The 24,752-nt window shown below is 49.4% G+C and carries 19 protein-coding genes; 10 read left to right on the top strand and 9 right to left on the bottom strand.

All coding sequences use genetic code 11. The features are described from left to right. Positions 1-73: 73 nt before the first annotated feature. Positions 74-991 carry an ABC transporter ATP-binding protein gene (locus tag AC5FXQ_RS04815; RefSeq protein ID WP_493601357.1) on the top strand — a complete coding sequence of 306 codons (918 nt, stop codon included), beginning with the start codon at positions 74-76 and terminating at the stop codon, positions 989-991. Then, positions 988-4,581: an ABC transporter permease/M1 family aminopeptidase gene (locus AC5FXQ_RS04810; RefSeq protein WP_493601356.1), complete on the top strand. Its 3,594-nt coding sequence runs from the start codon at positions 988-990 to the stop codon at positions 4,579-4,581. Before AC5FXQ_RS04815 ends, AC5FXQ_RS04810 begins: the two co-directional genes overlap by 4 nt. A gap of 185 nt (positions 4,582-4,766) precedes the next feature. Here AC5FXQ_RS04810 and AC5FXQ_RS04805 read toward each other — a convergent pair whose 3' ends face one another. Further along, entirely contained in the window at positions 4,767-5,633 is an 867-nt protein-coding gene (locus tag AC5FXQ_RS04805; protein ID WP_493601355.1) for a DUF5694 domain-containing protein, read from the bottom strand. A 349-nt stretch (positions 5,634-5,982) separates the two neighbouring features. Here AC5FXQ_RS04805 and AC5FXQ_RS04800 point away from each other — a divergent pair, with 349 nt between their 5' ends. The 6 genes from AC5FXQ_RS04800 (at position 5,983) to AC5FXQ_RS04775 (ending at position 11,229) form a co-directional block, all read left to right on the top strand. Next, positions 5,983-6,558, top strand: coding sequence for a helix-turn-helix domain-containing protein (locus tag AC5FXQ_RS04800; RefSeq protein WP_493601354.1), 576 nt, complete (start codon positions 5,983-5,985; stop codon positions 6,556-6,558). 84 nt (positions 6,559-6,642) lie between these two features. Continuing rightward, complete coding sequence (gene wrbA, locus AC5FXQ_RS04795) at positions 6,643-7,755, top strand: NAD(P)H:quinone oxidoreductase (RefSeq protein ID WP_493601353.1); 1,113 nt, start codon at positions 6,643-6,645, stop codon at positions 7,753-7,755. A gap of 313 nt (positions 7,756-8,068) precedes the next feature. Beyond that, a complete protein-coding gene (locus AC5FXQ_RS04790; protein ID WP_493601352.1) occupies positions 8,069-8,278 on the top strand; it encodes a heavy-metal-associated domain-containing protein in 210 nt (69 codons plus the stop codon). A gap of 285 nt (positions 8,279-8,563) precedes the next feature. Next, positions 8,564-9,802, top strand: coding sequence for a hypothetical protein (locus AC5FXQ_RS04785; RefSeq protein ID WP_493601351.1), 1,239 nt, complete (start codon positions 8,564-8,566; stop codon positions 9,800-9,802). Positions 9,803-9,872: 70 nt separating this feature from the next. Next, a complete protein-coding gene (locus AC5FXQ_RS04780) occupies positions 9,873-10,280 on the top strand; it encodes a DoxX family protein (protein WP_493601350.1) in 408 nt (135 codons plus the stop codon). Positions 10,281-10,347: 67 nt separating this feature from the next. Next, entirely contained in the window at positions 10,348-11,229 is an 882-nt protein-coding gene (locus AC5FXQ_RS04775) for a cation diffusion facilitator family transporter (protein ID WP_493601349.1), read from the top strand. A gap of 103 nt (positions 11,230-11,332) precedes the next feature. Here AC5FXQ_RS04775 and AC5FXQ_RS04770 read toward each other — a convergent pair whose 3' ends face one another. The 3 genes from AC5FXQ_RS04770 to AC5FXQ_RS04760 all read right to left on the bottom strand — a co-directional run bounded on the left by AC5FXQ_RS04770 (position 11,333) and on the right by AC5FXQ_RS04760 (position 14,697). Then, positions 11,333-12,265 carry an MBL fold metallo-hydrolase gene (locus AC5FXQ_RS04770; protein ID WP_493601348.1) on the bottom strand — a complete coding sequence of 311 codons (933 nt, stop codon included), beginning with the start codon at positions 12,263-12,265 and terminating at the stop codon, positions 11,333-11,335. Positions 12,266-12,371: 106 nt separating this feature from the next. Then, positions 12,372-13,283: a helix-turn-helix domain-containing protein gene (locus AC5FXQ_RS04765; RefSeq protein WP_493601347.1), complete on the bottom strand. Its 912-nt coding sequence runs from the start codon at positions 13,281-13,283 to the stop codon at positions 12,372-12,374. Between the two features lie 121 nt (positions 13,284-13,404). Next, a complete protein-coding gene (locus AC5FXQ_RS04760) occupies positions 13,405-14,697 on the bottom strand; it encodes a multicopper oxidase family protein (RefSeq protein ID WP_493601346.1) in 1,293 nt (430 codons plus the stop codon). A 301-nt stretch (positions 14,698-14,998) separates the two neighbouring features. Between AC5FXQ_RS04760 and AC5FXQ_RS04755 the strand changes: the two genes are divergently transcribed. Then, positions 14,999-16,708 carry an arylsulfatase gene (locus AC5FXQ_RS04755; protein WP_493601345.1) on the top strand — a complete coding sequence of 570 codons (1,710 nt, stop codon included), beginning with the start codon at positions 14,999-15,001 and terminating at the stop codon, positions 16,706-16,708. Positions 16,709-16,714: 6 nt separating this feature from the next. Next, entirely contained in the window at positions 16,715-16,852 is a 138-nt protein-coding gene (locus AC5FXQ_RS04750; RefSeq protein ID WP_493601344.1) for a hypothetical protein, read from the top strand. A gap of 309 nt (positions 16,853-17,161) precedes the next feature. Here AC5FXQ_RS04750 and AC5FXQ_RS04745 read toward each other — a convergent pair whose 3' ends face one another. The 5 genes from AC5FXQ_RS04745 to AC5FXQ_RS04725 all read right to left on the bottom strand — a co-directional run bounded on the left by AC5FXQ_RS04745 (position 17,162) and on the right by AC5FXQ_RS04725 (position 24,616). Continuing rightward, positions 17,162-18,691, bottom strand: a complete 1,530-nt coding sequence (locus tag AC5FXQ_RS04745) for an FAD-dependent oxidoreductase (RefSeq protein ID WP_493601343.1) — start codon at positions 18,689-18,691, stop codon at positions 17,162-17,164. A 904-nt stretch (positions 18,692-19,595) separates the two neighbouring features. Beyond that, positions 19,596-21,290: a T9SS type B sorting domain-containing protein gene (locus AC5FXQ_RS04740; protein WP_493601342.1), complete on the bottom strand. Its 1,695-nt coding sequence runs from the start codon at positions 21,288-21,290 to the stop codon at positions 19,596-19,598. A gap of 437 nt (positions 21,291-21,727) precedes the next feature. Further along, entirely contained in the window at positions 21,728-22,960 is a 1,233-nt protein-coding gene (locus AC5FXQ_RS04735; RefSeq protein ID WP_493601341.1) for a multidrug effflux MFS transporter, read from the bottom strand. Between the two features lie 185 nt (positions 22,961-23,145). Beyond that, on the bottom strand, positions 23,146-23,958 hold the full coding sequence (locus tag AC5FXQ_RS04730) for a siderophore-interacting protein (RefSeq protein WP_493601340.1): 813 nt from the start codon (positions 23,956-23,958) through the stop codon (positions 23,146-23,148). A gap of 226 nt (positions 23,959-24,184) precedes the next feature. After that, complete coding sequence (locus AC5FXQ_RS04725) at positions 24,185-24,616, bottom strand: DoxX family protein (RefSeq protein ID WP_493601339.1); 432 nt, start codon at positions 24,614-24,616, stop codon at positions 24,185-24,187. Positions 24,617-24,752: the final 136 nt, after the last annotated feature.

Here is a 24,752-nt window from a genome sequence, read left to right as displayed (position 1 = left end):
GAAAATGAGCGGGCTAGATCTGTATAGATGCTTCGCTTTCTTCTTGAGTACGATCACAGAAAAAATCAGAACTATGGAAAATCAAATCAGCCTGTCCATACGCAATGTCTCTAAAACCTACGCCAATGGCGTACAGGCATTGAACAATATTAACCTGAACATTCCCTCGGGGATGTACGGCCTGCTCGGTCCAAACGGTGCCGGGAAATCTACACTGATGCGCACACTGGCCACACTGCAGGAGCCCGATGAAGGCAGCATACGCCTGGGAGAAATAGATGTGCTGCGCCAGAAGGAGGAGGTGCGCCAGACACTCGGTTACCTGCCGCAGGAGTTCGGTGTCTACCCGAAGTCGAGTGCAGAGGACCTGCTGGATTACTTTGCAGTTCTCAAAGGCATTACAAACCGTGCTTCCCGCAAAGAGGTGGTGGAGCGTTTACTCCGGCAGACAAATCTCTGGGACAAGCGCAGGCAGAAGCTGGGTGGCTATTCGGGGGGGATGCGCCAGCGATTTGGCGTGGCGGTAGCACTGCTGGGCAACCCGAAGCTACTGATCGTTGATGAACCCACGGCTGGGCTGGACCCGGCCGAACGGGTGCGCTTTCTTAACCTGCTGAGTGAGCTGGGCGAGAGCAGTGTGGTGATTCTGTCCACACATATAGTCGAAGACGTGTCGGAGCTGTGCACGAACATGGCTATTATCAACAAAGGAAAAATACTACTGGAAGCAGCGCCGCTGCAGGCCGTTGCCGCCCTGGAAGGCAGGATCTGGCGAAAGCTGATTCATAAGAATGAACTATCAGCCCTGGAGCAGGAGTATAAGATTATCTCTGTTAAGCTTCTCAGCGGGCGCACACTGGTCCATATATACAGCGAGGAAAGTCCGGGCAATGGCTTTGAACTGGTAGAGCCTGGCCTGGAAGATGTTTACTTCAGCACCATGGCGGGTTTTTACACGAACTTTCAGCATGTGGAGGAGGTAAACATATGAAATTACGGAAGATCTTTCACCTGGAGTTCTCCTACCAGCTACGCAATGTGTCTACCTGGCTGTACTTTTTGGTGGTGGCGGGGCTCGCTTTTTTATGGTTCATAGGCAATTACCTGCATGACGCACGGGAAGGGTATTTCTTACTCAATGCGCCTATAGTCATAGCGGCCGTCGCTGTTTTATGCTTTCAATTGTGGGTATTGGTAGGCGCATCTGTGGCGGGCGACGCGGCTGCCCGGGATGTACATACACGTATGTATTCCCTCACCTACACAGCTCCGGCCAGCAAGGCCGAGTATCTGGGAGGGCGATTCCTTGCCGCTTTCTTACTCAATGGCATTATCCTACTAGCCATACTGCTGGGCACGCTGTTTGCCCTATACTTTTCTGGCGTAGAGGCTGAAGTGCTGGGTCCGTTCCGTATGGCAGCCTATCTGACTACTTTTCTCTACATTATATTGCCCAATACTTTTATCGTGACGGCCATCCAGTTCTCGTTGGCGGCCCTCACACGACGCGCTATGGCAAGTTACCTGGGCGGAGCACTCCTCTTCGTGGCTGCGTTCATTTTGGGTCAGGTTTTGCAGAACGAGGGGGAATGGGGGAATTTGATAGACCCCATCAGTTTCACCCCAATTATGAGTCATCTGTCGAATGAATGGAGTCCACTGGAGAAGAATAACCGTCTGCTCGTGTTGGAAGGCTCCCTGCTTCTTAACCGCCTTCTGTGGCTGGTGATCGCACTAGGCATGCTGACACTCACCTATTTCCGGTTTCGGTTCACATACCCTGCTGCTGGTGAAAGGAAGCAGCAGAGGCTTCAACAGTCTGCCAGTATAACTGCCCCGGAGTGGCTGAAGTGGAGAACAGGAGAATCACTGCCGCAAGTCAGGGGAGCATTCGGTCTCTCCACACACCTTCGCCAGTTGCGCCTCATCACCATGAAATCCTTTCTGCAAGTGGCCAAAAGTATAGCAGGGCTCCCTCTTTTGGCAGCACTGGCCATGCTGATGGGGTTTGCCTTGTCTGGAAACCTCAAAGCTAAAGGGGTGCCATTGCTGCCCAGAACAGACTTTGTGCTGGATACGCTCACAGCACCCATAGTGAGTCTGGATTTTTTCTGGATCATCATCGCCCTGCTCATAATTTATTATGCCGGGGAACTGGTATGGCGGGAAAGGGAAATCGGCCTGAGCGAGATATCGAACGCGGCACCGGTGCCGGAATGGGTTCTTTTTCTGAGCAGGTTCCTGGCGCTTAGTCTTCTACTGGTGGCGTGGCTGGTATTCCTGATGACGACTGGAATAGTGGCTCAGACAGTGATGGGTACTTCTACCATCGAGATGGGACTATACCTGCAGGTTATGTTCGGGCTACAGTTGGTAGATTGCCTCCTGTTTGCTCTGCTGGCCCTCTTTGTGCACGTGCTGGTCAATCATAAATTTGTGGGACATCTAGTAGCGCTCCTGGTCTACGGGTTCATCCTCTTTGCTGCTAACCTGGGCATGGAGCACAAACTCCTCATTTTTGGAGCCAGCCCAGGTTGGTCCTATACGGATATGGTAGGTTTCGGCACTTCCCTAGCACCCTGGCTGTGGTTCAAGCTATACTGGCTTGCATGGGCGCTTCTTTTGGCAGTGGTGGCGAGACTGTTCTGGGTGCGGGGCCGGGAGGGAAGTATAGCTTCACGAATCAAACTGGCCCGCAGCCGCTTCACTCGTTCCACGATGTTGGTTGCTGCCACTTCGGTTGGGAACATTACACTATTGGGTAGTTTCATTTTCTACAATACCAATGTGCTGAATGACTATAACTCCACATCTAACGCAATGGAGCAGCGGGCGGAATATGAAAAGCGCTACCGGCAGTACAAGGGCAGGCCACAACCCCGGTTAATCAAAACCAACCTGTACGTTGAGATTTATCCGGAGCGGCGGGAGGCGGAAATACGCGGCACCTACCATTTGGTAAACCATAGCACAGTAGCTATCGACTCTATCCATCTGGCCACTGCTGCGGGAGTTCAAACAGCCAATGTTGCATTTGACCGTCAAGCGACGCTGGTACTCGCAGACGATAAGCTAGGTCACCAAATTTATGTGCTTGCAGAATTGCTTCAGCCCGGTGACTCACTGCTACTTAGTTTTGAAGTAAATGCTAAAACTCGCGGCTTTTCGAATAGCGGAGCAGATGCCTCTGTGAGGGCTAATGGCACCAACTTCCGGAATTATGAATGGATGCCAGCCATTGGCTATCAGGATTATCGTGAGCTGGATGATGTTGGTTCCAGGAACAAGTATGGGCTTTCACCCCGGCCCGCTACTCCTTCTCTCTATGATGTGGAAGCGCGCAAAGACTCACCCTTCAGCGAGCGCATCTCATTCGAAGCGGTCGTAGGAACAGCTGGTGATCAGACCGTAGTGGCGCCGGGAACGTTGCGCCGTACCTGGATCACTGGCGGCCGCCGATACTTCCACTATGCTACTGATGCTCCCATTCGGAATGAATATAATTTCTTTTCCGCTAACTATGCGATGCATGAAGGGCAATGGAACGATGTAGCCATACAGATTTACTATAACCCGGGCCAAACAGAGAACCTGGAGCGCATGCTGCGGAGTGTACAGGCCTCGCTGGCCTATTACACCCAACAGTTCGGGCCTTACCCACACCGGCAGATTCGGTTCGTCACGTACTCCGGCTACAGTTTCGGTAACCACGCCGCACCCATCAATATTACGGCCGGGGAGGGTTTCTTTCTCTTGAACCCGAAGGATGACCCACGGGGATTTGACCTGGTGACGGCGGTAGTGGCACACGAAGTGGCGCACCAGTGGTGGGGCAACGAGTTAGATCCGGCCAATGTAGAGGGGGCGGGACTGCTCTCAGAAAGCCTCGCCTGGTATTCTGCGATGGGGGTGCTGGAAGAGAAATATGGACCTGAGCATTTTCAGCGGCTTCAGAGTTTCTTGCGGGAGGAATATAAAAACCCGCGTACTCGTGCTGCTGTACCGCTGCTTCAGGCCAATGACTGGTACCAAAACTACCGTAAAGGTCCCTTCGCGCTTTATGCGCTGAGTCAGTACATCGGCAAGGAAAAAATGAATACTGCACTCCGGCGCCTGATCGAAAAGAATGGATCGGGGAAATCACCGCAACCGACCTCACTTGATCTTTACCGGGAGTTAAAGACGGCAACACCTGACTCTCTTCAGTATTTGCTACATGATCTCTTCGAGAAGAATACCTTCTGGGTACTGGAGACGAAACAAGCCAAGGCGAAGCAGATCAAACCAGACGCCTGGCAGGTGATACTTGAAATTCAGGCTCGGAAATTTATGGTAGACAGTATAGGTGTAGAAACTAAGGAGCCAATGAATGATTGGGTAGAAGTTGTCGTATTTGCTCCTGCCAAAGCAGATCAGAGTCAAGGCGAGGTGCTTTACAAGAAGAAGCATTTTATAAGTTCAGCTAAGCAGACGATTACGGTGATGGTACAACGCAAACCTGCCCGTGCTGGCATAGATCCTGACAACCTGCTTATTGATTGGGAAACAGATGACAATACCGTAGATATACAGTTGGAATAGTGCGCACATTAGGCGTGACGCCTGCATGATAGAAGGGGGAATTACCGGAAAAAAACCGCTTCAATTTTTAATTGAAGCGGTTTTTTTCCGAAGAATTAAGTTCTTCCTGCACCTTGTTCTTCTGCCGGTTGACAGTTTTCACCTTATCATCTTGCAGGAACAAATCTTAAAAGCAATCTACTGCCTTACTTCAGCAGTTTATAAGCCGGTACCAGTTGGTGCGTAGGAGAGCTTTCCACGGCTTCCTGCAGCAGGGCCAGGTGGCCAGCGCCATAGATAACTAATATCCTGTCCTCAGGCGATTCGGTAATGCGCTGGATGTTTCGGAAGATGCGGAGGTTGCGGTTAAACCAGGTGGCGCTGTACCAGTCTACGCCGGTATAGTCGTATGCCTGCTCTTCGTACTGAAATGCTTCGCGGAAGTAGTTTTGGTGCTTGCGGCGTATTGTATCAGGGTGGTTATACTTCTGAATGACCTTGTAAAGCGTACCCTGCTGGCTGAACAGCTCTTTGTCCTTTTCTGCGCGCTCCAGCGTTTTGGCACGCATGTAAGTCCAGAACTTTTCCATACGTTCTTTCTTATCTTCGCGCAGCTCAAACTTGGTCGCGCCGGGCCTTTGGTACGTATCGAGATCGCCCATAGCGTTGATGCAGTACACACGCTGGTGCCCCAGTTCCTTAGCCAGTTGAAAACCGATCAGGTATACCTCGTCTACCGGCAGTTCAAAGTGGCCATCCAGGTAGGCCCGGTACAGCGAATCAAGCTCTGCCTGTTTTTCAGGCATTACTTCTACGGCAATTTTAGTAGGCTTATATTTAGCCAGTTGCCGGTTAATCTTCATCAGGTCCTCCTGGCTTTCCGGACTCGTCACATCCAACTGGTCTTTTTTCTCGGTTACGATAATATCCTTGTTGCGGTGCGAGAAGTGGAAAGTGCCTAGTAGCATCACTTTTGCACGATCATCTTTTTTGCCGGGTTTAGAGGCCTGTGCCTGTACAGGAGATAAAAAGCAGCCTGTAACAAAAGCCGCCGCGAGTAATAGTTTTTTCATTATGAATGATAGTCAAAAATTTTGTTAGCTGATGATTCCAGACAGGGCGGTGGCGTTGCATGCCCATTGGCTACATTTTATTAAGTGGCTATACCCCAGTTTAATTATTTTTTGTGGTGATGCAGGCGAGGCGTATACCTGAGTCACAGTACAAAGTTCCGGTGAAACAGTGCCTGTCACAATGGACAAACAGGTGCTTGCCTTGCACAATTGAGCATGTCCTATGAGAAGCCTAACCAGTAAAAAAATTGCTACCGCATGCGAAACAGAAAATATGTAAACCCTTTCTGAAATGTTGTAATATTTTAGCTCGTATTGCCCGCTATGTTTGCTGCACAAAATAAGCATTATGGCAACTACGAAAATCTACATCAAGAACATGGTATGTGACCGCTGCAAGCGGGTGGTAGAAGAAGAGCTGACGAGGCTTGGCTACCTGGTATTGCAGGTGGACTTAGGTGAGGCGGAAATAGCCGCAGTCGAAGAACATGACCTGCTGCATGTGCGGCAAGTGCTGGCCGAGAACGGTTTTGAAATGCTCGATGACCGCAAGTCACGCATTGTGGAGCAGGTAAAGCTGGCCGTGATCGATCTCATACACCAGCAGAGTGATGCTGGCATGCACCTGAACATGTCGAACTACCTGGCGCAGAAGCTGGGGGTGGATTACAGCATGCTCAGCAGCCTGTTTTCATCTACCGAAGGTACAACCATCGAGAAGTACGTAATCCTGCAGCGCATCGAGAAGGTAAAGGAACTGCTGGTATACAATGAACTCAGTCTGAAAGAAATTGCCTACGAACTGGGCTACAGCAGTGTGGCGCATCTGTCTAATCAGTTTAAGAAGGTAACGGGTCTTACCGCCAGCCACTTTAAGGAGGTAAAAACCAACAAGCGAAAGACGATTGACAAGGTGCTCAGCTAAGCAGGTACAATGCCACTCAAACTACTCCTGGCTGTGCTCGGTCTGCTGACCTTTACCAGCCTGCAAGCGCAACAACATAAAACCATGAAAAAAGAAACAACTGTATTGGTGCTGTTCCACTCGAAGGGCGGCACCACTTACAAACTGGCTTCAGCCATTGCCCGTGGCGTAGAGAAACAGGAGGGCGTGAAAGCGGTGCTGAAGCGGGTGCCGCACATCAAGCCGCCCGTCGACCTGGAAAATCAAGCCTTCTCTTCGGTACCTTATGCTACTCCTGAAGAACTGGCAGATTACGATGGCATTGCCTTTGGCTCACCCATTCACTTCGGTAGCACCACAGCCGACATGCGGCTGTTCCTGGAGGGCACCCTCGGCTTATGGTCGCAGCACAAACTGGAAGGCGTACCAGCTACAGTGTTTATGGCAGCAGGTGGCGGAGCGGCAAAAGAGGCAGCTATACTTTCAATGTGGTCTACGCTGGCGGTGCATGGGATGGTGCTAGTGCCTACAGGTATGATGGGAGCAGCAGAAATGGATAAATCCATAGCGCAGGGAAACACCGTGTTCGGTATCACTGCCCTTGCCAATATGCCGGGCTCCGGAAGACCATCTGAAAACGAGCTATACCTGGCCGAACTGCAGGGAGAGGCCCTTGGCAAGGTTGCCAAGGCACTCGCGCCTTTGCGCAGGTCGGCATCTCCAGCAACGTCACCCGCCAAAGCGCCCGATGCAGGTAGAATTGAGGTGGAGCAACGCCTGCAAGAACTGGGTATACGGCTGCCGGTGCTGCCCGAGCCGGTGGGCAATTACAAGCCCCATACCCGCTCCGGAAACCTGGTATTCATCAACCAGGTGGCGCTGAAAGAAGGCAAGGTGCTGCACCCCGGCCTGATAGGGCAGGACCTAAGCACTGAGCAAGCCAAAGAAGCCACACGACAGACGATGCTAAATGTGCTGGCCGTGCTGAAAAGCGCTGTTAATGATGACTTGAACCAGGTAAAACAGGTGGTGCAGCTAACAGGCTTTTTAAATACCCCCACAGGCTATACCCAACATGCTGAGTTGATGAATGTGGCCTCTGACCTGGCTGTAGCGGTTTTCGGTGAGAAGGGCAAACACGCCCGCGCCGCCCTCGGCGCTTCGTCTATACCTGTTAATTCGCCTGTGGAGATTCAGGCTGTGTTTGAGGTGGAGTAGGGAAGAATGTAGAACCGCCACGCAGGTTTTCGGCTGTGCGGCGGTTTATCTGGGTACTAAGATTTGATTTTTTAGATCTTTCTATAATGTTCCTCCTCTATTTTTTTCATTAGAATCTTTATAATAATACAATTTAGTATTTTGCCGTTATTATATGGTTTTTGAATATAGCTAAAATGACTTGGTAGTGTATTTGGAAGTTTCCCCATATAAAATCCTACAACACTTCTTTAAAATTCTGTAACACCTCCACCCTCTCCACGCTATACCTTTGTCATGTTCAAAATCAGTAACACCAAAAGAAAAATAGAACATGAAAGAGCTGCAATTCAAAACCAACATCAACTGCGGAGGCTGTGTGGCTAGTGTAACACCAGTGCTAAATGCTACCGAAGGCGTGTGCGAATGGAACGTGGATACCACCAACCGCAACAAAGTGCTTACCATCAAAACTGATTCCCTTTCTGCCAGCGAGATCATGGCTACGGTAGAGAAAGCAGGCTTCAAGGCGGAGGTGCTGTAATAGCAACGGGCAGTACCCGCTGAGTTATGCGCGTGTTCAGCACATACCTGTTTGTCCAGCAAAAGCACCTGTTTGTGTATGGCCTGGGGCTGCAAAAGCGCAGAAATTTGTGCCGTTGCAACAATCAAATAAAGAGCAGGCGGGAGCGGTACAAACCCCAAGCCTAACACAGCCTGCATGACAAGTTAAAAAACAAGCAAAACTATTATCGAGCAAAACGGAAGCTGCCCCTGAAATGGCGGACGGCCACCTTATTGCCCAAACCTTTAGCTACAAAATAAATTCATGAAAAAAACATTACGAACCACTCTTGCAGCAGCAACGCTGAGTACACTGCTGCTGCACCAGGCAAATGCCCAGATCGACCTCAGTTTCCCGGCTACGCCGGCACCGGATACCACGCAGGCAGGCAAGCCATATTTCAAGTCCAGCATCAACGGCATTATCACGGCTTCGGGCTTTGTGCAGGACGGTACCTTTGGGATGGGCGAGGGCGCTATTACCATGTGGGCCAACCCAAAGCAACCCGCCCGGGACGAGTACCAGTTTGGCGGCGACCTGCGCAAGACCTGGCTCATCTTTAAAGGAACAGCCTATAACCTGCCGCACGGCATCACCGCCACCGGTCGCGCCGAGCTGGACTTTTTAGGAGGCACGGCAGGGGCTGGCGGTTTTGCCGACGAGAACCTGTTGCCGCGTGTGCGCCTGGCCTATGTGGAGGTGCAGAAGGGGCAGACAAGGTTGCGCCTGGGTCAGAACTGGACACCGATGGTCGCGCACTTCCCGAACTCTGTTACGCACTTTGCCATGGGCTATGGCTCGGCAGGTGGCATCGGCTTCCGTAATCCGGGCCTGTTCCTCTACCAAGGTATAAGCAGTCCGACAGCCGCCACCAAAGTTCGACTGGACCTGGCCGTGTTCCGCGGCTCCTGGACCGGACCCAAAGCCGAAGCAGATGGTCGGGATGAAGGAGAGATCGGTATACCACAAACAGAAATCGGGCTGAACATCAGCAACCAGACACAGCCGCTGAAATGGGAAGTAAACCTGGCCGGCCACTACGACCGCAAGCGCCTGGTGCAGGGCGATAGCCGCAGCAATTTAGAGGGTAAAGCCATGCAGGCAGGCACGAAGCTGACGTATGGCGGTGCCACCCTGCAGGGGAATGCCTACTGGGGCCGCGCCATCGGCCAGAGCTGGGGTCAGCTGCTGCAGTTCGGAGACATAGCTGGCTACGGAGCCTGGGGGCAGGCAGGTTATAGATTCGGCAAGCACCTCAGCGCCTGGGTCATGTACGGCCAGGACAACCCGACTGATGGCGATGTGCTTGCTGAAGTAACAGGAAATGCTCGCCTGAAAAACGAGATCATTGTGCCGATGATCCGCTACGACATGGGCTCATTAGGTATAGCCCTGGAGTGGTACCGAGCCAACACTGACTGGAGGCTCCTGGAAAACGGGCAGCAGGTATACAAGACTACTTCCGCCAACCAACTGGCCCTGGGTGCACAGTTTGTGTTCTAAACGACCAATCCAATAACCTGTTCATTCAAAATTCACTCATTTAAATTTACTCATTCGAAATTCTACATCTATGAAGAAATCATCTGTTCAACCCTTTATCCTGGTAGCCAGGGTACTGATCGGAATTACATTTTTAGTGGCAGGCATGCATAAAGTACTCTTCTGGGATGGGCCGGCCATGTGGATGGCATCGAAAGGCCTTCCTTTTGTGCCCCTGCTGCTGGGAGCCGCCATGGTGACGGAATTGCTCGGTGCCATCCTTCTGTTTGCGGGCTTTAAGGTGAAACAAACCGCCATAGCCCTGATTCTGCTCCTGCTCCCGATGACGCTGTTTATGCATACCTTCTGGAACATGGAAGGCATGATGCAGCAAACCGCCATCATGGACTTTATTCAGAACATGGCTATCATGGGAGGATTGGTTGCCCTGGCAGCCGTGGCCCACCTTTCAGCTAAGCAACCAGCAAGTACAAAATAAGAATGCTATACCTGAGCCGTGCTACCTGCCTGACGTAGGGGCACGGCTTTTTTTAACTTTATATAACATGGGACATCATCACCATCACCATCACTATGCGACGGTGAACATCAAATTTGCCTTCTTCCTGAACCTGGGCTTTGCCTTACTGGAGCTCATAGGCGGGGTTTTCGTAAACAGTGTGGCCATCATGAGCGACGCCCTCCACGACTTTGGGGATGCCTTTGCACTGGGTGTCACCTATTTTCTGCAACGCAAATCAGAGCAGCCGGGCAACCATACCTATACCTATGGCTACAAGCGCTACTCCGTGGCTGGAGCCCTGCTTACATCGCTCATACTTATCTTTGGGGCTGTATTTGTACTAACAGAAGCTGTTGAACGATTGTTGAATCCTTCCATGCCTGAACCAATGGGCATGTTGCTCTTTGCCATACTGGGGATAGTGGTGAACGGTGCCGCTTTCTTCAAGCTGAAAGGAGGAATCAACCTGAACCAGCGGGCTGTGTCGCTGCACATGCTCGAAGATCTGCTGGGTTGGGTAGCGGTGCTGGCTGCCAGTATTATCCTGCTGTTCTTTGAGTTGCCCTGGCTCGATCCGCTTTTGTCAATAGTCATATCGCTCTACATGCTGGTACACGCCTTCATAAATGCCTGGGCAGCTTTGAAGGTCTTGCTCCAGGTCAACCCGCTGGACACTCAGCTGGAAAAGGTAAAAGCCCATGTGCTGTCCCTGAAAGATGTACAGGAGATACACGAGCTTAGGCTGTGGTCCCTGGATGGTGAGCACCACGTTTTATCGGCTCACCTGGTTGTATCCAACATGCAGGAGCCAGAGGCAATAGCCACTCTAAAGCATCAGGTTAGCCACGCGCTGAAAGCCTTCTCAATCACTGAAGTAACTTTAGAGCTCGAGCACGAAACAGAAGTGTGCCGTCTGAAAGCCTGATGGCGATTTGTTAGTGAGTGCTCTTAAATACAAAGAAGCCGCTTCCTGTCAGAGTAAGCGGCTTCTATATTTTAGATGGTGTGAAGGTATAGCCATTGGTGCCCTATACTTTGTAGATGTCCAGGTACCGGGCAACCGAGCGCTTGAACGCCTCCCGGGCGCCGGAAGGAATTACCTGTCCTTCAAAGGCACCATACATAGCATCAAAGTCGAGCGGCTCCACTCGCTGCTGTATCAGCTCTACCGCTGGTTTTTTCAAGGGGATCAGGTTGGGGTAGCTGTACATAAAGGACACATGCTTTCTGTCGTGTACTACAAAGATGCTGTCGCCTGTCAGAAGGCTGCCTTTGGCTCCGTGGTGGGGCAGGTGCAGTACCGTGCTGCCGGCAAAGTGGCCGGCCACATGCACGATCTTGATATCGTCCCATAGCTCCAGTTTCTCACCCTCCCACAAGCGGATATGCCTGCTTTTATCCTGTATCCATTGCTTGTCCTGCGCATGCAGGTAAATCGGGCAATCGAAGGCCTTAGCCCATTCTGCCATCAGGCTGTAGTAGTGCGGGTGCGAAATGGCAATTGCTTTTATACCTCCCAGCGAGCGGATATAGGTTACCGTTTGCTCATCCAGAAAAGGAATGCAATCCCAGAGTATGTTCCCGCTTTTCGATAGAACCAGGTGGGCTTTCTGGTCGATGGCAAAAGAAGGCATGATCTTGAGGTCGTAGAGGGCTGACTGTAGTTGTGTGATGCGAATGCTTCTGCCTTTTGCTACTTCCTGGTAACTTAGCCATACCTGTCCCTTGTCGCCTACGTACTGGCGCTCGTCCTGGCAGATGGGGCAGGCGTCTGCCTCTGTTCTGGCTGTTGCATACCGGGTGCCGCAGGTGGCGCAGATATTTTTCTGGTCCTTGTCTCTGATTGCAAGCTTCATGCTTTTTTTACCGGCAGAAGCTGAAAAAGTGTTGTGCGCCAGGCCCGGTACCAGTAGGAGAGACGAGCTCAGGAAAGACTTCTGTAGAAATGATTTTCTGTCCATTGGATGCTGTTTTTAAGATAAATCGATCTGATTAACAGCACAAAGTTCTCACGTTAGATTCCCTTGCTCAATGGACAAACCTTTGCTTTTCTAGGACAAGTACGCACTACTTTACCAGCCCGGCTTCGATATGTTTTTCCTTTAGCCTGAAGTGCTGCGGCGACGCGCCCTCATTCTTGGTAAAGAACCGGGTGAAGTAAGCAGCATCGTCAAAGCCCAGCTCGCCTGCTATTTCCTTTACGGAAAGTTTGCCGTGGTGAAGCAATCGTTTGGCTTCGAGCATTAGCCTTTCCCTGATCAGGTCGCTTACAGTTTTGCCGGCGTATTTGTGCGTGATCTCATTCAGCGCTCTTGGCGTAATAGCTAGCTCTGCAGCATAATGTTGCACCGCGTGTTGTTGCCTGTACTGCTGCTCCAGCAACATTTTAAAGGAGCGGTAAACCAGGTAACGTGGTTCTGGTGATGCCTGCAGCTCTTCCTGGTGGCTGGCTTTGAGTTTGTATACCTGGAGCAGAAATATTTTGAGGTAAGAGGCAATGATCACGGTCGACAGCTCAGAATGATTTTTATACTCCAGCAGCATTTTCTGCATTAGGTTATTAAGCAGCAATACCGCCTCCTGGTCCAGCTGAAGAACTGGCTGCACGTTGATATTATCGAAGATGCCATACTTGAGTAGCAGGTTCTCAGCACCTGATTCAACAGAAAAAAGTGATTCATTAAATTTCAGCACAAAGCCTTTGGTGGGGCCGTCTTTAGTGATCTGGTGGATATGGCTGGGCTGTAGCAGGAAAAGGCAGGGACCATGAAAAGCGTAATCTTTAAAATCGATGGTGTGTGTGCCGCTTCCTTCGGTTATCCAGATAATCTCGTAGTAAGTATGCCGATGCGGGGTCACCCGCCTGAGCCCGGCATCTTGCCTGTCCTCATACGAAGCAATATAAAAATCCCGGAAGCTGTTTTTCTTGAAGCTATCAGCCTCTGTGTAGACTGGAATACTGGCACCTTGCTTTGTCATTTCCTGTAGGTTTATTGCGCTTGTAAAAATAAAAATCTGTTGTTGATTTTACAGCTTTGTCAAAAGTATAGCCTGCCAGATTCCGGATCCGACAGGCTATACTTTGTAGTTTCTTCGCCTTTCAAAGCACTTCTAGGTTTCCCATCATGCCTAAATCTTCGTGCTCCAGGATATGGCAATGGTACATCACCCTACCCTTATACTTATCAAATGGTATGGCAATGCGTACTGTGCTATTGGCGGGTACATTGACCACATCCTTCCAGGCGCGGTAGGGTACGGGCACTCCATCTACAGCTATCACCTGGAAAGGAAATGTGTGCAGGTGGAAAGGGTGGTCCATGCCCATGTGGTTTACGATATCCCACACCTCCAGTGTACCTGCCTGTGCGGTGAGGTCGGTTCGGTGATGTTCAAAGGCCTTGTTGTTGATCGTGAACTGCAGCGGCTGTATGGTAGCGCCAAAAGTTATGGTTTTGCGATCAGCTGCTGAGGCCAGATCCAGTTCAGGTATGGTGGCCAGCTTTTCTGGAAGAAGAACGGATTTAGGCTCACCCTTCACCGTAAAAGTGGCTAATACCGCACCTCCGGTTGGCGTGTCTTGGCTTGGGCCGGCAGGAGTTCTGCTGTAAGGCAGGTTCAGCAGGGGCAGGTTCGCTTCTTCTGTTGCTTCCACCAGTATGTCTGCTCTTTCTCCCGGACCTAGCAGAAGCTTGTTTACTGCCACCGGCCTTTCCAGAAAACTGCTATCCTGTCCGACTAGGTATAGCTTTTTGCCTGGTATACCTAAGTGATAGTATCGGGCAGTGGAGGCATTCAATACGCGGAGCCGTAATAAACCTGTTGGTATCGACATTTCCGGCATTCTTTCGCCATTCACCAAAACCAGATCGCCTTCCTTCCCTTTAGCCCAGTCCATACCTGCATGCGAGGACACCTTTCCATTATTCAGTTGAATGTCGTGTAGTACCAGCACTTTCTCGGTGGCGGTGGCCAGGGGTTCTATTTTGTCAAGCGCTCCCCTGATGATGAGAGGGCCATAAAGGCCTTCAAAGAGCTGGCGTGTAACGCTACCGTGCGCATGAGGGTGGTACCAGTACATACCTGCGCTACCCGGGTGTGCCTTAAAGGTATAAGATAGCGTATCTCCGGGTACAACTACCTGGTGTGGCTTATCTTCCTCTGGCGACATAAAAATACCATGCAGGTGCAGGTTAGAAGGCACCTCCAACTGGTTGCTAAAGTTTACCCTAACTGTTTCACCTTCCTGTATCTCCAGTAGTGGACCCGGAAAGCTGTTGTTGTATGTTAGGAGCTCGGCTTGCGTTCCATTAATAGGCTGTAGACTTTTAGCTGCTGTTAGGTGGAACTGTACTGCTTCTGTAGCGGAGTGTGTTAATATTTGCTTATCCATAGTTTTATTGTGTCTGAACTGAATGGTTGAGCAAAACTAACAAGCTGGATAGAGTAAGTTGTTACAGGATTTTCGCTACCATTTACACTTTTTTAAGTCAAATAGCAGCATTGAGTGCCTGTTTATCATGTCGCTTATAATGGCGCCATCTGATAGCTACATGCCGAACGGTACCATAACCTGATCTAGTTCTTTCGGAGGCGGCTGATACACTTACCCAGGCCTGACAGCCGTACTTTCAAATGCGACGTATTTATTAGCTGCTAAAAGCCGGCTAGTTATTTAGATAAGGTTATAGAAAATGGAAGCGAACTCGAATCAGCTAAAACCTAATTTCCTACTCATTGTAGTGGATGACATGGGCTATTCCGATTGTCAGCCTTTTGGCGGCGAGATCAGGACGCCCCATATGCAACAGATGGCGGATAATGGTGTCTGTTTCCGACATTTTCATACTTCTGCTCTGTGTGCACCCACAAGGGCTATGCTGCTGTCGGGTTGCGATAACCACGATGCCGGCCTGGGCAACATGCCGACCGCGCATGCCACCAACCAATATATGCAGCCCGGTTACGAAGGCTACCTGAACGGCGATGTCCTGACCCTTCCTGAAATTCTGAAGCAAGCCGGCTACCATACCTATATGGCAGGTAAATGGCATTTAGGTGAACCGGAAGCCTGGCGGCCTCATTCCCGTGGCTTTGAGCGGACGTTTTCTTTCCTGGGAGGCGGTGTCAGCCACTTTAACGACCAGCGGCCCTTGAGTGCCTACGAGCAACCCCACACCAAGTATACAGAGGACGGTAAAACTGTCGATAACCTGCCTGAAGAATTCTATTCCTCCGACTACTACACCGATAAGATGATGCAGTATCTATCGGAGCAGCAGGACGAGAACCCGTTCTTTGCCTACCTGGCCTTTACCGCTCCCCATGACCCCTTACAGGTGCCCGATGAATGGCTGGATAAGTACAAAGGGGCCTACGATGGTGGGTACGATACCATTCGGGAACAGCGCCTGCAGCGGATGAAGGAACTGGGGCTGATACCTGATGAACTAAGCGAGAACAAAGGCAGTGGTCTGTTCAAAAGCTGGGACGAGCTTAACGATGAAGAACGTAGGGAAGCGGCACGGAAAATGGAAATCTACGCTGCCATGATCGAAAACCTGGACTGGAACCTGGGGCGCCTGTTTGATAGGCTGAAGGATCTGAACAAATACGACGACACGATTATCTTCTTTCTTTCCGACAACGGTGCCAATCCTAAAGAACCTCATTTTTATGCACCCAACACTGAGGATTCAATCGATCAGGAGTATGATAACCGCCTGGAGAATTATGGGAAAATCAATTCGTTTATTTCCATTGGCGGGGCCTGGGCAGAAGTAGCCAATACACCTTTGTCCTACTTCAAGTTGACCACCTACGAAGGCGGCACACAGACACCCTTTATTGTTTCCGGAAGGCGAATGCACAAACGCGGTGTGGTTACTGATGAAATGCTGCATGTTACGGACATCATGCCTACCATCTTAGATTATGCCAATGTGACATTTCCGCGTACAAATAAAGACCTGAAGCCACTTTATGGAACATCACTGAAACCATACCTGCAGGAGGAAACAAAGCAGCCGGTCCGAAATAAGTTTGACGTGCTTGGTTTTGAAATAGCTGAATGCAAAGCCGTGCTGAAAGGCGATTGGAAGCTCATCTTCATGCCGCCACCCTATGGCAAAGGCGATGAATGGCATTTGTACAACCTGAAGGAAGACATCAAGGAAGAGAACAACCTGGCCGGGCAGTTTCCTGAAAAGTTTATGGAACTCAAAGCGGACTGGGAAGCATACGCGCGCTCAGTCGGTTACATACAATCCAATGGTGAGCCTGCGGTGCAAAAATTAGGATATGAAGAGTTTTACCGTTTCGATCCAAAGCACCGGCTGGAAGGAAATCTGAAGACGCAAGATGCAGCGTCCAAAGATGCTTCTCCGACAGACTTGGTCGATTAAACCCGTATGTCATTCTGTATATTGATCAGGATATCAGGGATGATCACGTTTCTATTCATATTACTGCTGGCAGACGACCGCTCAAAGGAGGTGATCATGTTCGGCAGGCGAGCGCCAGGTATAGCCAGACCCAGGCTGGAGTAGGATCCAGCGATACGACAAAAGCCGCTCCAGGTATACCTGAGGCGGCTTTTGTAGACCGAAGGATTGCATTATCGAACCTTTTCCACAAGGATTTAACAGCAATAGAGGCTTATCTTCCAGCTGACAATTGAAAGCTTTCTTAATAATATATCCCTTATGAATAGCTCCAGTTTTCTTGCCTACTATGCCAGCAAACTATAGTATTGCATTGCCTCTGCGCTATTGATATTGCTGTCGGCAATTATCCATACTTATTGAGCATCCCGGACTTGTTGATTTTGGATAGATTCCGGGAGGCCTTCTGTACTGTTACTGTTTATTCTCGTCGTTCGGTTTAGCCAGGTTATGGTAGGCAGGTCCTTCCAGCACCTCCCCCCCAACCGAGAAACGGCTGCCGTGGCAAGGGCAGTCCCAGCTTTTCTCAGCATTGTTAAAATGCACTATACAGCCCATGTGGGTGCAGACAGACGATACCACGTGTAGCTTCCCGGCATCGTCTCGGTAAGCAGCCAGTTTCTCATCGTCTATTTCAATGGTTTTGCCTTCCCCTGGCTGTATTTCTTTCAGCTGATCTACTTCCCCGTAAAACAGGAAATCCTTTACCAGGTGCACGGCCACATCTACGTTTTCTTTTATGAATTTAGGAGCAGAAGCTACAGGCGTAAAACGAGTAGGGCTGTACATTTTTGTCAGCTCGTTTTCCTTGCCCGTAATGAGGTCGCAAATCAGCATGCCTGCTAGCGTACCCCAGGTAAGGCCGTCGGCGGCGAAGCCGGTGGCGATGTAGGTGCTGTGCTGGGTTGGGCTGGTGCCGATGTAGGGCAGTGCATCGGCAGGTTTGTAATTCTGAGCTGCCCATTTGTATACGATATGGTCCACGTCGAAGCGCTGAGTCAGATACTGTTCCAGTTTTAAGAAAGCCTCTTCGTTGTGTTCTTTTTGGCCTACCTTATGGGCTTCTCCCAGAATAAGCAGAAAATTGCCCTGTTCATTGCTGTAGGGGCGAAGGGAGTAATGCTGCATTTGCTGCACGTGCCAGTAAACACCGCCATCGGGTATGGTATCTCCTTTCAGACGTACAGCCATGGCATATTCACGGTACGGTTCCATGGCAGTATGCACCGCATAAATGCCTTTAGGGGAGTGTGTGGCCATCACTACCTGCTTTGCCGTTACCTTGCCTTGCTGGGTATGCACGATACAAGGATCACCGTCTTCTACGTCTATTACTTTAGTGCCTTCGTAAATATGGCAGCTTTCGCTTTCTATGGCGGCTGCCAAACCCTGCACATACTTAAGCGGGTTAAACTGTGCCTGATGCGCTATGTTGGCTATTGCATCTACTTTAAAGGGGAATCCTGCAGGCGCCTGGTCAGTTACGGGCAAGCCAGTCTTTTCGGCTGCTTTCCGTTCCCGCTCCACCTGAGCCATTAGGTCGTTACCCGGCTCTGAAAACAGATACCACGGTACGCGCTTAAACTCGCAATCTATACCAAACTCCTGCACGCGCTGCTCAATAAAGTCGATTGCGGAACTGCGCGAGGCCGCTACTGCCCGCATGGCTTCTTCGCTGTGCTTCGACTCAACCGTATACAGGCGCTCGTCTATTGGTGCGTACAGGTTGCCAGTGGAGGAGCCAGTGGTACCGGCGCCGACTTTCAGGGCCTCCAGCACAACTACGCGCTTGCCTGCCTTCGCTAAGGTATAAGCCGTGCTGATACCAGTTATTCCTGCGCCTATTATGGCTACGTCTATCTCAATGTCGCCAGAGAGTTGTGGGTACGTTTTAAACGGAGTTGTTGCACTCCATAAAGCCTGTGTAATATGATCTCCTGCCATGCTGATTTCTGTTTTAGTTTTGGTATTTGTTTTCGCAAAAAGCAAGGGTAATGTTGTGTAAAATATCATAATTTGCCTAATGATATTACAAATAGGTGGCGCATTTTACTTAGAGGATGTGCATGCACTGTTGTGGCCTCTTGACATAGAACCTTTAAACAACAGTAGAGCATTGCGAATGACTTGTTCCTAAGTGCCTCTATAAGCAGTGCTCACTGAAAAACAGCAACAAGGGAGAGGCTGCTTTAATGTCCGAATATTGTAGGGAGTGCATAAAAAAATCCTCTCTATGTTAACCGAGAGCTCAGTATTAAAAAGGATGAGGTATTTGCGGAAGGAAAAATCAATGGCAAGCCTGAGAAATATAATTGAAGAATTTAGTCGTGTAACATGGCACTGGCATCATAATCGGCTATACCTCGTCTGCAGCCAGAGCAAACCGTTATACAACTAAATTAAGCTTTAGTGTCCCAATAACGAGCAATGCTCTTAAAAAAAGCCGCTCCAGGTATAGCTGAAGCGGCTTTTTAGTAGACCGAAGGATGGTATTATCGAACCTGATTCAGAGAGATTTAACTGCTGTTGAAGAATTCCTAGTGCTAGGAGAGAAGGAGGCTAAAGTTTAGACTTATTAATTGTACTAATAAGGCACATAGAGCTGTTGGCTAGCCTCACTAGTCTTTACTTTATATGCTTTATTAACAACTACCCCTAAACATAGACAATTACTGCAATTAGCTTATCAGTGCTCCGCATACAATTGCTAAAATCTTAATCCTTTGGTTGTAGAATACGATGAATGCCAACTGCTTAGCACTATTGTTAAAGCCTGTTACCTATATCAGCTTAGTTCGTTATACCTGTATAAATACTGCGTTCGCAGGTATAGGCATTCATCTTAATTTTACCGCAGCACACTTACCCATCCTTTTATGTACCTGCTTTCCTGCGCTAGATAGAGCACATAGTAGTAGGTGCCTTCCGACAGGCCCGCCGCATCCCAGTTGTTTTGGTAGGAGTGGGTGTGGTATACCTGCTTGCCCCAACGGTTATAGATAGCCAGGGAGTTGTTTTGGCTCAGGTCCAGGTGAACGACCTCGAAGTACTGGTTCTTGGCGTCCCCGTTGGGCGTGAAGATGTTCGGGATGACCACGGGTGGGTATACAATCGACTCGGGTTTCTCCTCCGACTCAGGTTGGCTTTCCACGGCTGTCTCAAGCGCTTTGGTGTGCTCCTTGTAGAGAAAGATATCCCAGTTTGCCCTTGGTCGACTCCCAAGATGATTTGGGAACCGGAGTGTAGAGGAGATGGTGTGCCCCGCCAGGTAGAAGTTATCCTGTGGCGTTAGCGCGAGCCGCAGACCCGTCGACGTGCCATCGCCAGTCGACTGGATGGCCCCGGCTATTTCGCCGCTGGCGGTTAGCTTTGCCACAAAGACATCGTACTCATTTTCGCTGCCCTGCGCATCCAGCACCGTACTGCCAAACGCAACCTTGTCCTGGAGATGCCCTGCCACCAGAATAGACCCATCTTTTTCGCTTACCTTAATCACGTTGCCGGCAATGCCTCCCATATAAAAAGTGTCCACCTTTCTGCTGACAGAGTACCGCCCGGTTTGGTCGCCGTCCGGATTAAACTTGAGCGCCAGGTCCATGTGGTCTGCTTTGTTGGCGAAGCGCCCTGTCAGGTAAATATTCTCAGCCCTGTCAAAAGTAATGTCTAAAATAGAGCTAAACCGCTCGCCTTTGCCCACGTGCCTGGCCCACTTTAGGCTGCCGTCATCCTTGTATTTCACCAGGAAGCCATCGGCCATGCTGCGACCCTCGAACAGCTGGTCGTCGAGCTGCACAGCGTGCATGAACTCCCCCGCCACGATCGGTTGCTGAGTAGCGTCTACTAAAATGCTGCGGATATAAGCGGGGTTGGAGGAGTTGACAGGGGCAATCATGCGTTCGAGGAGCGGGTTTCCGGCATTGTCGAATTTGTACAGGTAAAGTCCCGTAGTTTCTACGCCATTGCCCAAGTACCTGCCCTGACTACACGCGATGTACAGGTTGTTTTGCTTGTCGATGGCAAGCTTCGCTTCGACTGTCGTTTCTCCAGGGAGGTAGTTTAGCCATAAAGGCTGGCCAGCAGCATCGTATTTAGCGATAAAGTGCTGGGGGAAGTAAGAGTTTTGGGTATAGGTTTGGTCCATGAACCTCAATTCTCCATGAAACCTGCCTATCACGTACATGTTCCCAGCGGCATCAAGCACTGCCTCTTCGATAGAGCCAAAGCGGTTGCTGCGTAACACCTGTGCCCACATAACCTGCCCCTCGGCATCAAATTTTGCGATAAAGCCCGCTCTGAAATTAGACGGGGCCTCGCTTACCAGAGTGATAGGACCGATCGGCATGCGTCCATCCCCGTGAATGAACGAACCCGTCATGATTATCTCGCCCTTATTATTCAGCAGCAGCGAGGTCACCATATTTTCTTCATCGCCACCAATGCGTTTTAACCAGGAGTTGTCCTGGGCGGTTAGATTGAACCGAAAACCTACTAAAAGGAAGAGTGTGAGTAGAGAAGGAATCGAAACGCGTAGTGAATGCATCATGAGGAAAATGGCACAGGAACTGCACCTGGTAAAAGCGCAATGTAAAAAGTCGCCCAAAATTAACAGCTTTTCCTATAGTAACTGACACGAACTGGCTTGGATTCTTTTTTCAGTTGTTTTTTTTTGGTGAAGTGTGCTAATCTGAAGCATGCTATAAATGCGATTTTCGCAAAAGGTTTTATGGGGCATGTGTTCTCCTGCAACGCAATACAAGAGCAAGAAAGATGGGGAGAGGCATAAAAAAAAGCCGCTCCAGAATTATCTGAAGCGGCTTTCTAGTAGACCGAAGGATGGAATTATCGAACCTTGTCCACATTGATTTGGCTGATCTGAAGATGTTTCTGCAAGTGGGAGAGGGGCCCTTTTAGCCGTAGCGTCGAGATTTTTGGTTAGCTTGGAGAATTTCAAAGTTTATAGAGTACTCAAAGTCTCAACCTCTACACTTTTACTTTCTTTGGAATTAATGTAGTGTTTGCAAATAAATTCACTGATGCAGTGAAGATTGAAAAAACCACCGCTGCCAAAGCACAGAAAAACAAAGCCATCGCCATCGGCACAACCGACCCTCCCTGGACCAGCCCGATAACGGCGGATACAATAAACGTAACGGCCAGTTGTGAAAAACCAAATACTGCCGATGCCGTGCCGCTCTCATCTTTAAAGGACTCCAGTGCCAGGTCCGTAGTGGTTGGGAAAAGAACTCCGGTAGGCAACAGATATAAGAAAATCATAACAAGCATATAGTTAACGGGTAAATTTGCCAAAACTCCTACGGCTAGTAAGAAACCGATCAGTACTTGTAAGATGGAAGCGTATTTTATAATTCTCCGCAGGTTCATAAACTTCATCAGGAAGTTAACAGCATAGGTTGCCATCATCATGCCCACGGCATTGGCTCCAAAAATAACGCTGTATTGCGTTCTAGAATATCCTCCTTTTCCCATGATTAGGAAAGGTGAATTGGAAATGTATACCATCAGGCCGCTGTAGGCCATGCTGCCGATCAAGGTATAAACCACGAATTGCTTACTGCGGAAAACATGGAGATATGAACCCACTACAGAGCGCTTTTCTACCTGATGTGTAACATCGTTCCGAGTCCTGTTCAGCGTTTCAGGTAGGAAGAAAATAACCGACAATGTGGCAACTGCACCCAGTAAGGTCATAGCGATAAACACGTTATGCCAGTCGCCCTGCGTCAAAAGCAAATTGCCAATACTTGGAGCAATAATCGGCGCAACGCCTATAATCATGGCTAGTAAAGCGAAGATACTGGTAGTCCGCTTCTTGTCGAAAATATCTGTCACCACGGCCCGGGCTATTACCACGCCAGCTGAGCCGCTAAATGCCTGCATGAACCTGCACAGCCAAAGCTCCTCAATGTTCCTAACACCTATGACAAGCACCGATGACACCGTGTAGATAGCAATGGCAATAATTAGAGGCCATTTTCTGCCGAACCTGTCTGAAAGCGGCCCCCACAGGAGCTGCCCTACAGCAAAGCCGCCTAGAAACACAGACAGTGAAATCTGCACTTTGCCGATGTCAGTGTTTAAGTCATCTGATATGGCTTGAAAGGCTGGCAAGTAAAGGTCGATGCTCAATGCCTCCAAAGCGGTAAGCAATGCCAGGATCACAACAATGATTAATTCTTTTCTGGTTAATTTCATGGGTATAGCTTTAGCGGTAAGGAAGCGGCCTGCATCCTCTCAACCGGAATATACTTGTGTTAATAATGCTTTTAAAAAGACACGGCGCTGCCTAGCCAATGTAGGAAGCGGCCTGCTAAGCACCATGTTATGAAAGAGGATGTAGTTGTTTAGCTCAGGAAGAGGCTAAACATTCTGGCAGATCATCATGCTATGGAATTCTTCTCTTCCTGCCTGGCAGTTTTTGATTTATCTTCAGCCACTCCGGCTTTCCAGTAAGAGTAAGCGTACAGCTCCTTTTGCTCCCAACCCATTTCTTTGCGCAAATAAGAACGGACCGCTTTTACTGTAGAGAACTCAGCTGCCACATATGCAAATTTGGAGGTTTCAGGCAGCGCTACTCCTCTTACCAATTCAGCCAGCGTGCTCCCTTTTTCAGGCGTTGGGTTATGCAACCAGATAAATTCGAAATCGGCATCGGTCTGCAGCACCTGCTTATCTGCTTTTTCAGGAACTTCAATAATGCATACTCCTTTTGCTGTAGAAGGCAGTTTTTCCAGTATAGCGCCAAGCACAGGTATAGCAGTGGCATCACCTACCAGCAGGTACCAATCAACTTCAGGGTAAAGTTCTTTTGGCGATGTCCGCATCATCACGCCCAGTTTATCACCTGGCTTTGCCTGCAGTGCCCACTTGGAAGCAGGCCCTGTATCACCATGGTTTACAAAATCAATAATAAGTTCTTTGCGCTCCAGGTTGATGCCCCTGTGTGTATAGGTTCTCACAGCAGGTGCAACTTCCTGGGGTGGATGAATCCATTTGTGTTCTTTTTCATCATAGCCTGGAAAATGCACCTCGTTCAGGCCTACCGGTGGAACCAGTATTTTATTATTGTCACCGATGGTGGTATGCACAAACTGTTCGACATCACCGGTTAAATACACACGGATATAGTGAGGGGTGATGAATTCTTTTCGGGTAACTGAAACCTCTACCTCACCTGCTGCTAATTTTGCCATCTCAATATTATTTTATGTGTCTGAAAGGGGCTGACGCTGCAACTCTTCTATTAACTAGATCAAGCCTTCTTTCTTCATTAGCCTGATAAGTGGTTAGATAAATAAAACCCTTCTATAAAATTCCAGCATCCAACACTTTCCCGGAAACGAGGTCCCGATTTTAGAAATTAATTCTCCTCCTTCATTTCCAGGCAACAGAGTCGCAACTACTGTTGATTAAACTATACTAATCCCATTTGTTCGTAGTGGACAAGGCATATTTTCCTGCCCCGGTAAAAAATAGCGCCACTGCTCCAAAGAGAAATAAGGCATTCAGTTCAACAGACCATCCACCTGTAGGAATAATTTCCCAAAGGTGTTTTAAATGCCACGTCAGAATGGCCACGACCATTGTGCCTGCAAAGAATACAGATGCTATGCGTGTTCTAAAACCAAAAATTAGCATGATGGGGGCGATGATCTCTCCTACATAAACTCCGTAGCCCAGGAAAGTCGGTAAACCAGAGTCTGCCATGGTTTTTAATACATGATCTACACCATTGAAGAGTTTATGAACACCGTGCATTAGCATTAGAACGCCTAATGTCAGTCTCAAAATCAAGAGACCCAGATCGATGTTCGTACTCACAACTTTCTTATTAATTGGTAATGAACTCATAAATGTTTAAAAATACTTTCTGATAAATATTATTGCTCCACCTCCCCGGTTAGGTATACCCGGATAAAGTGCGGGGTAACTATATAATGCCACTCAAGGCGCTACTACTGCAATTTTTCTATTGAGTAGGTATGGG

Source organism: Pontibacter sp. LHS1 (genome assembly GCF_058932855.1).
Note: the sequence above shows the minus strand (reverse complement) of the source record. Positions and strands in the feature narration are given on the sequence as shown.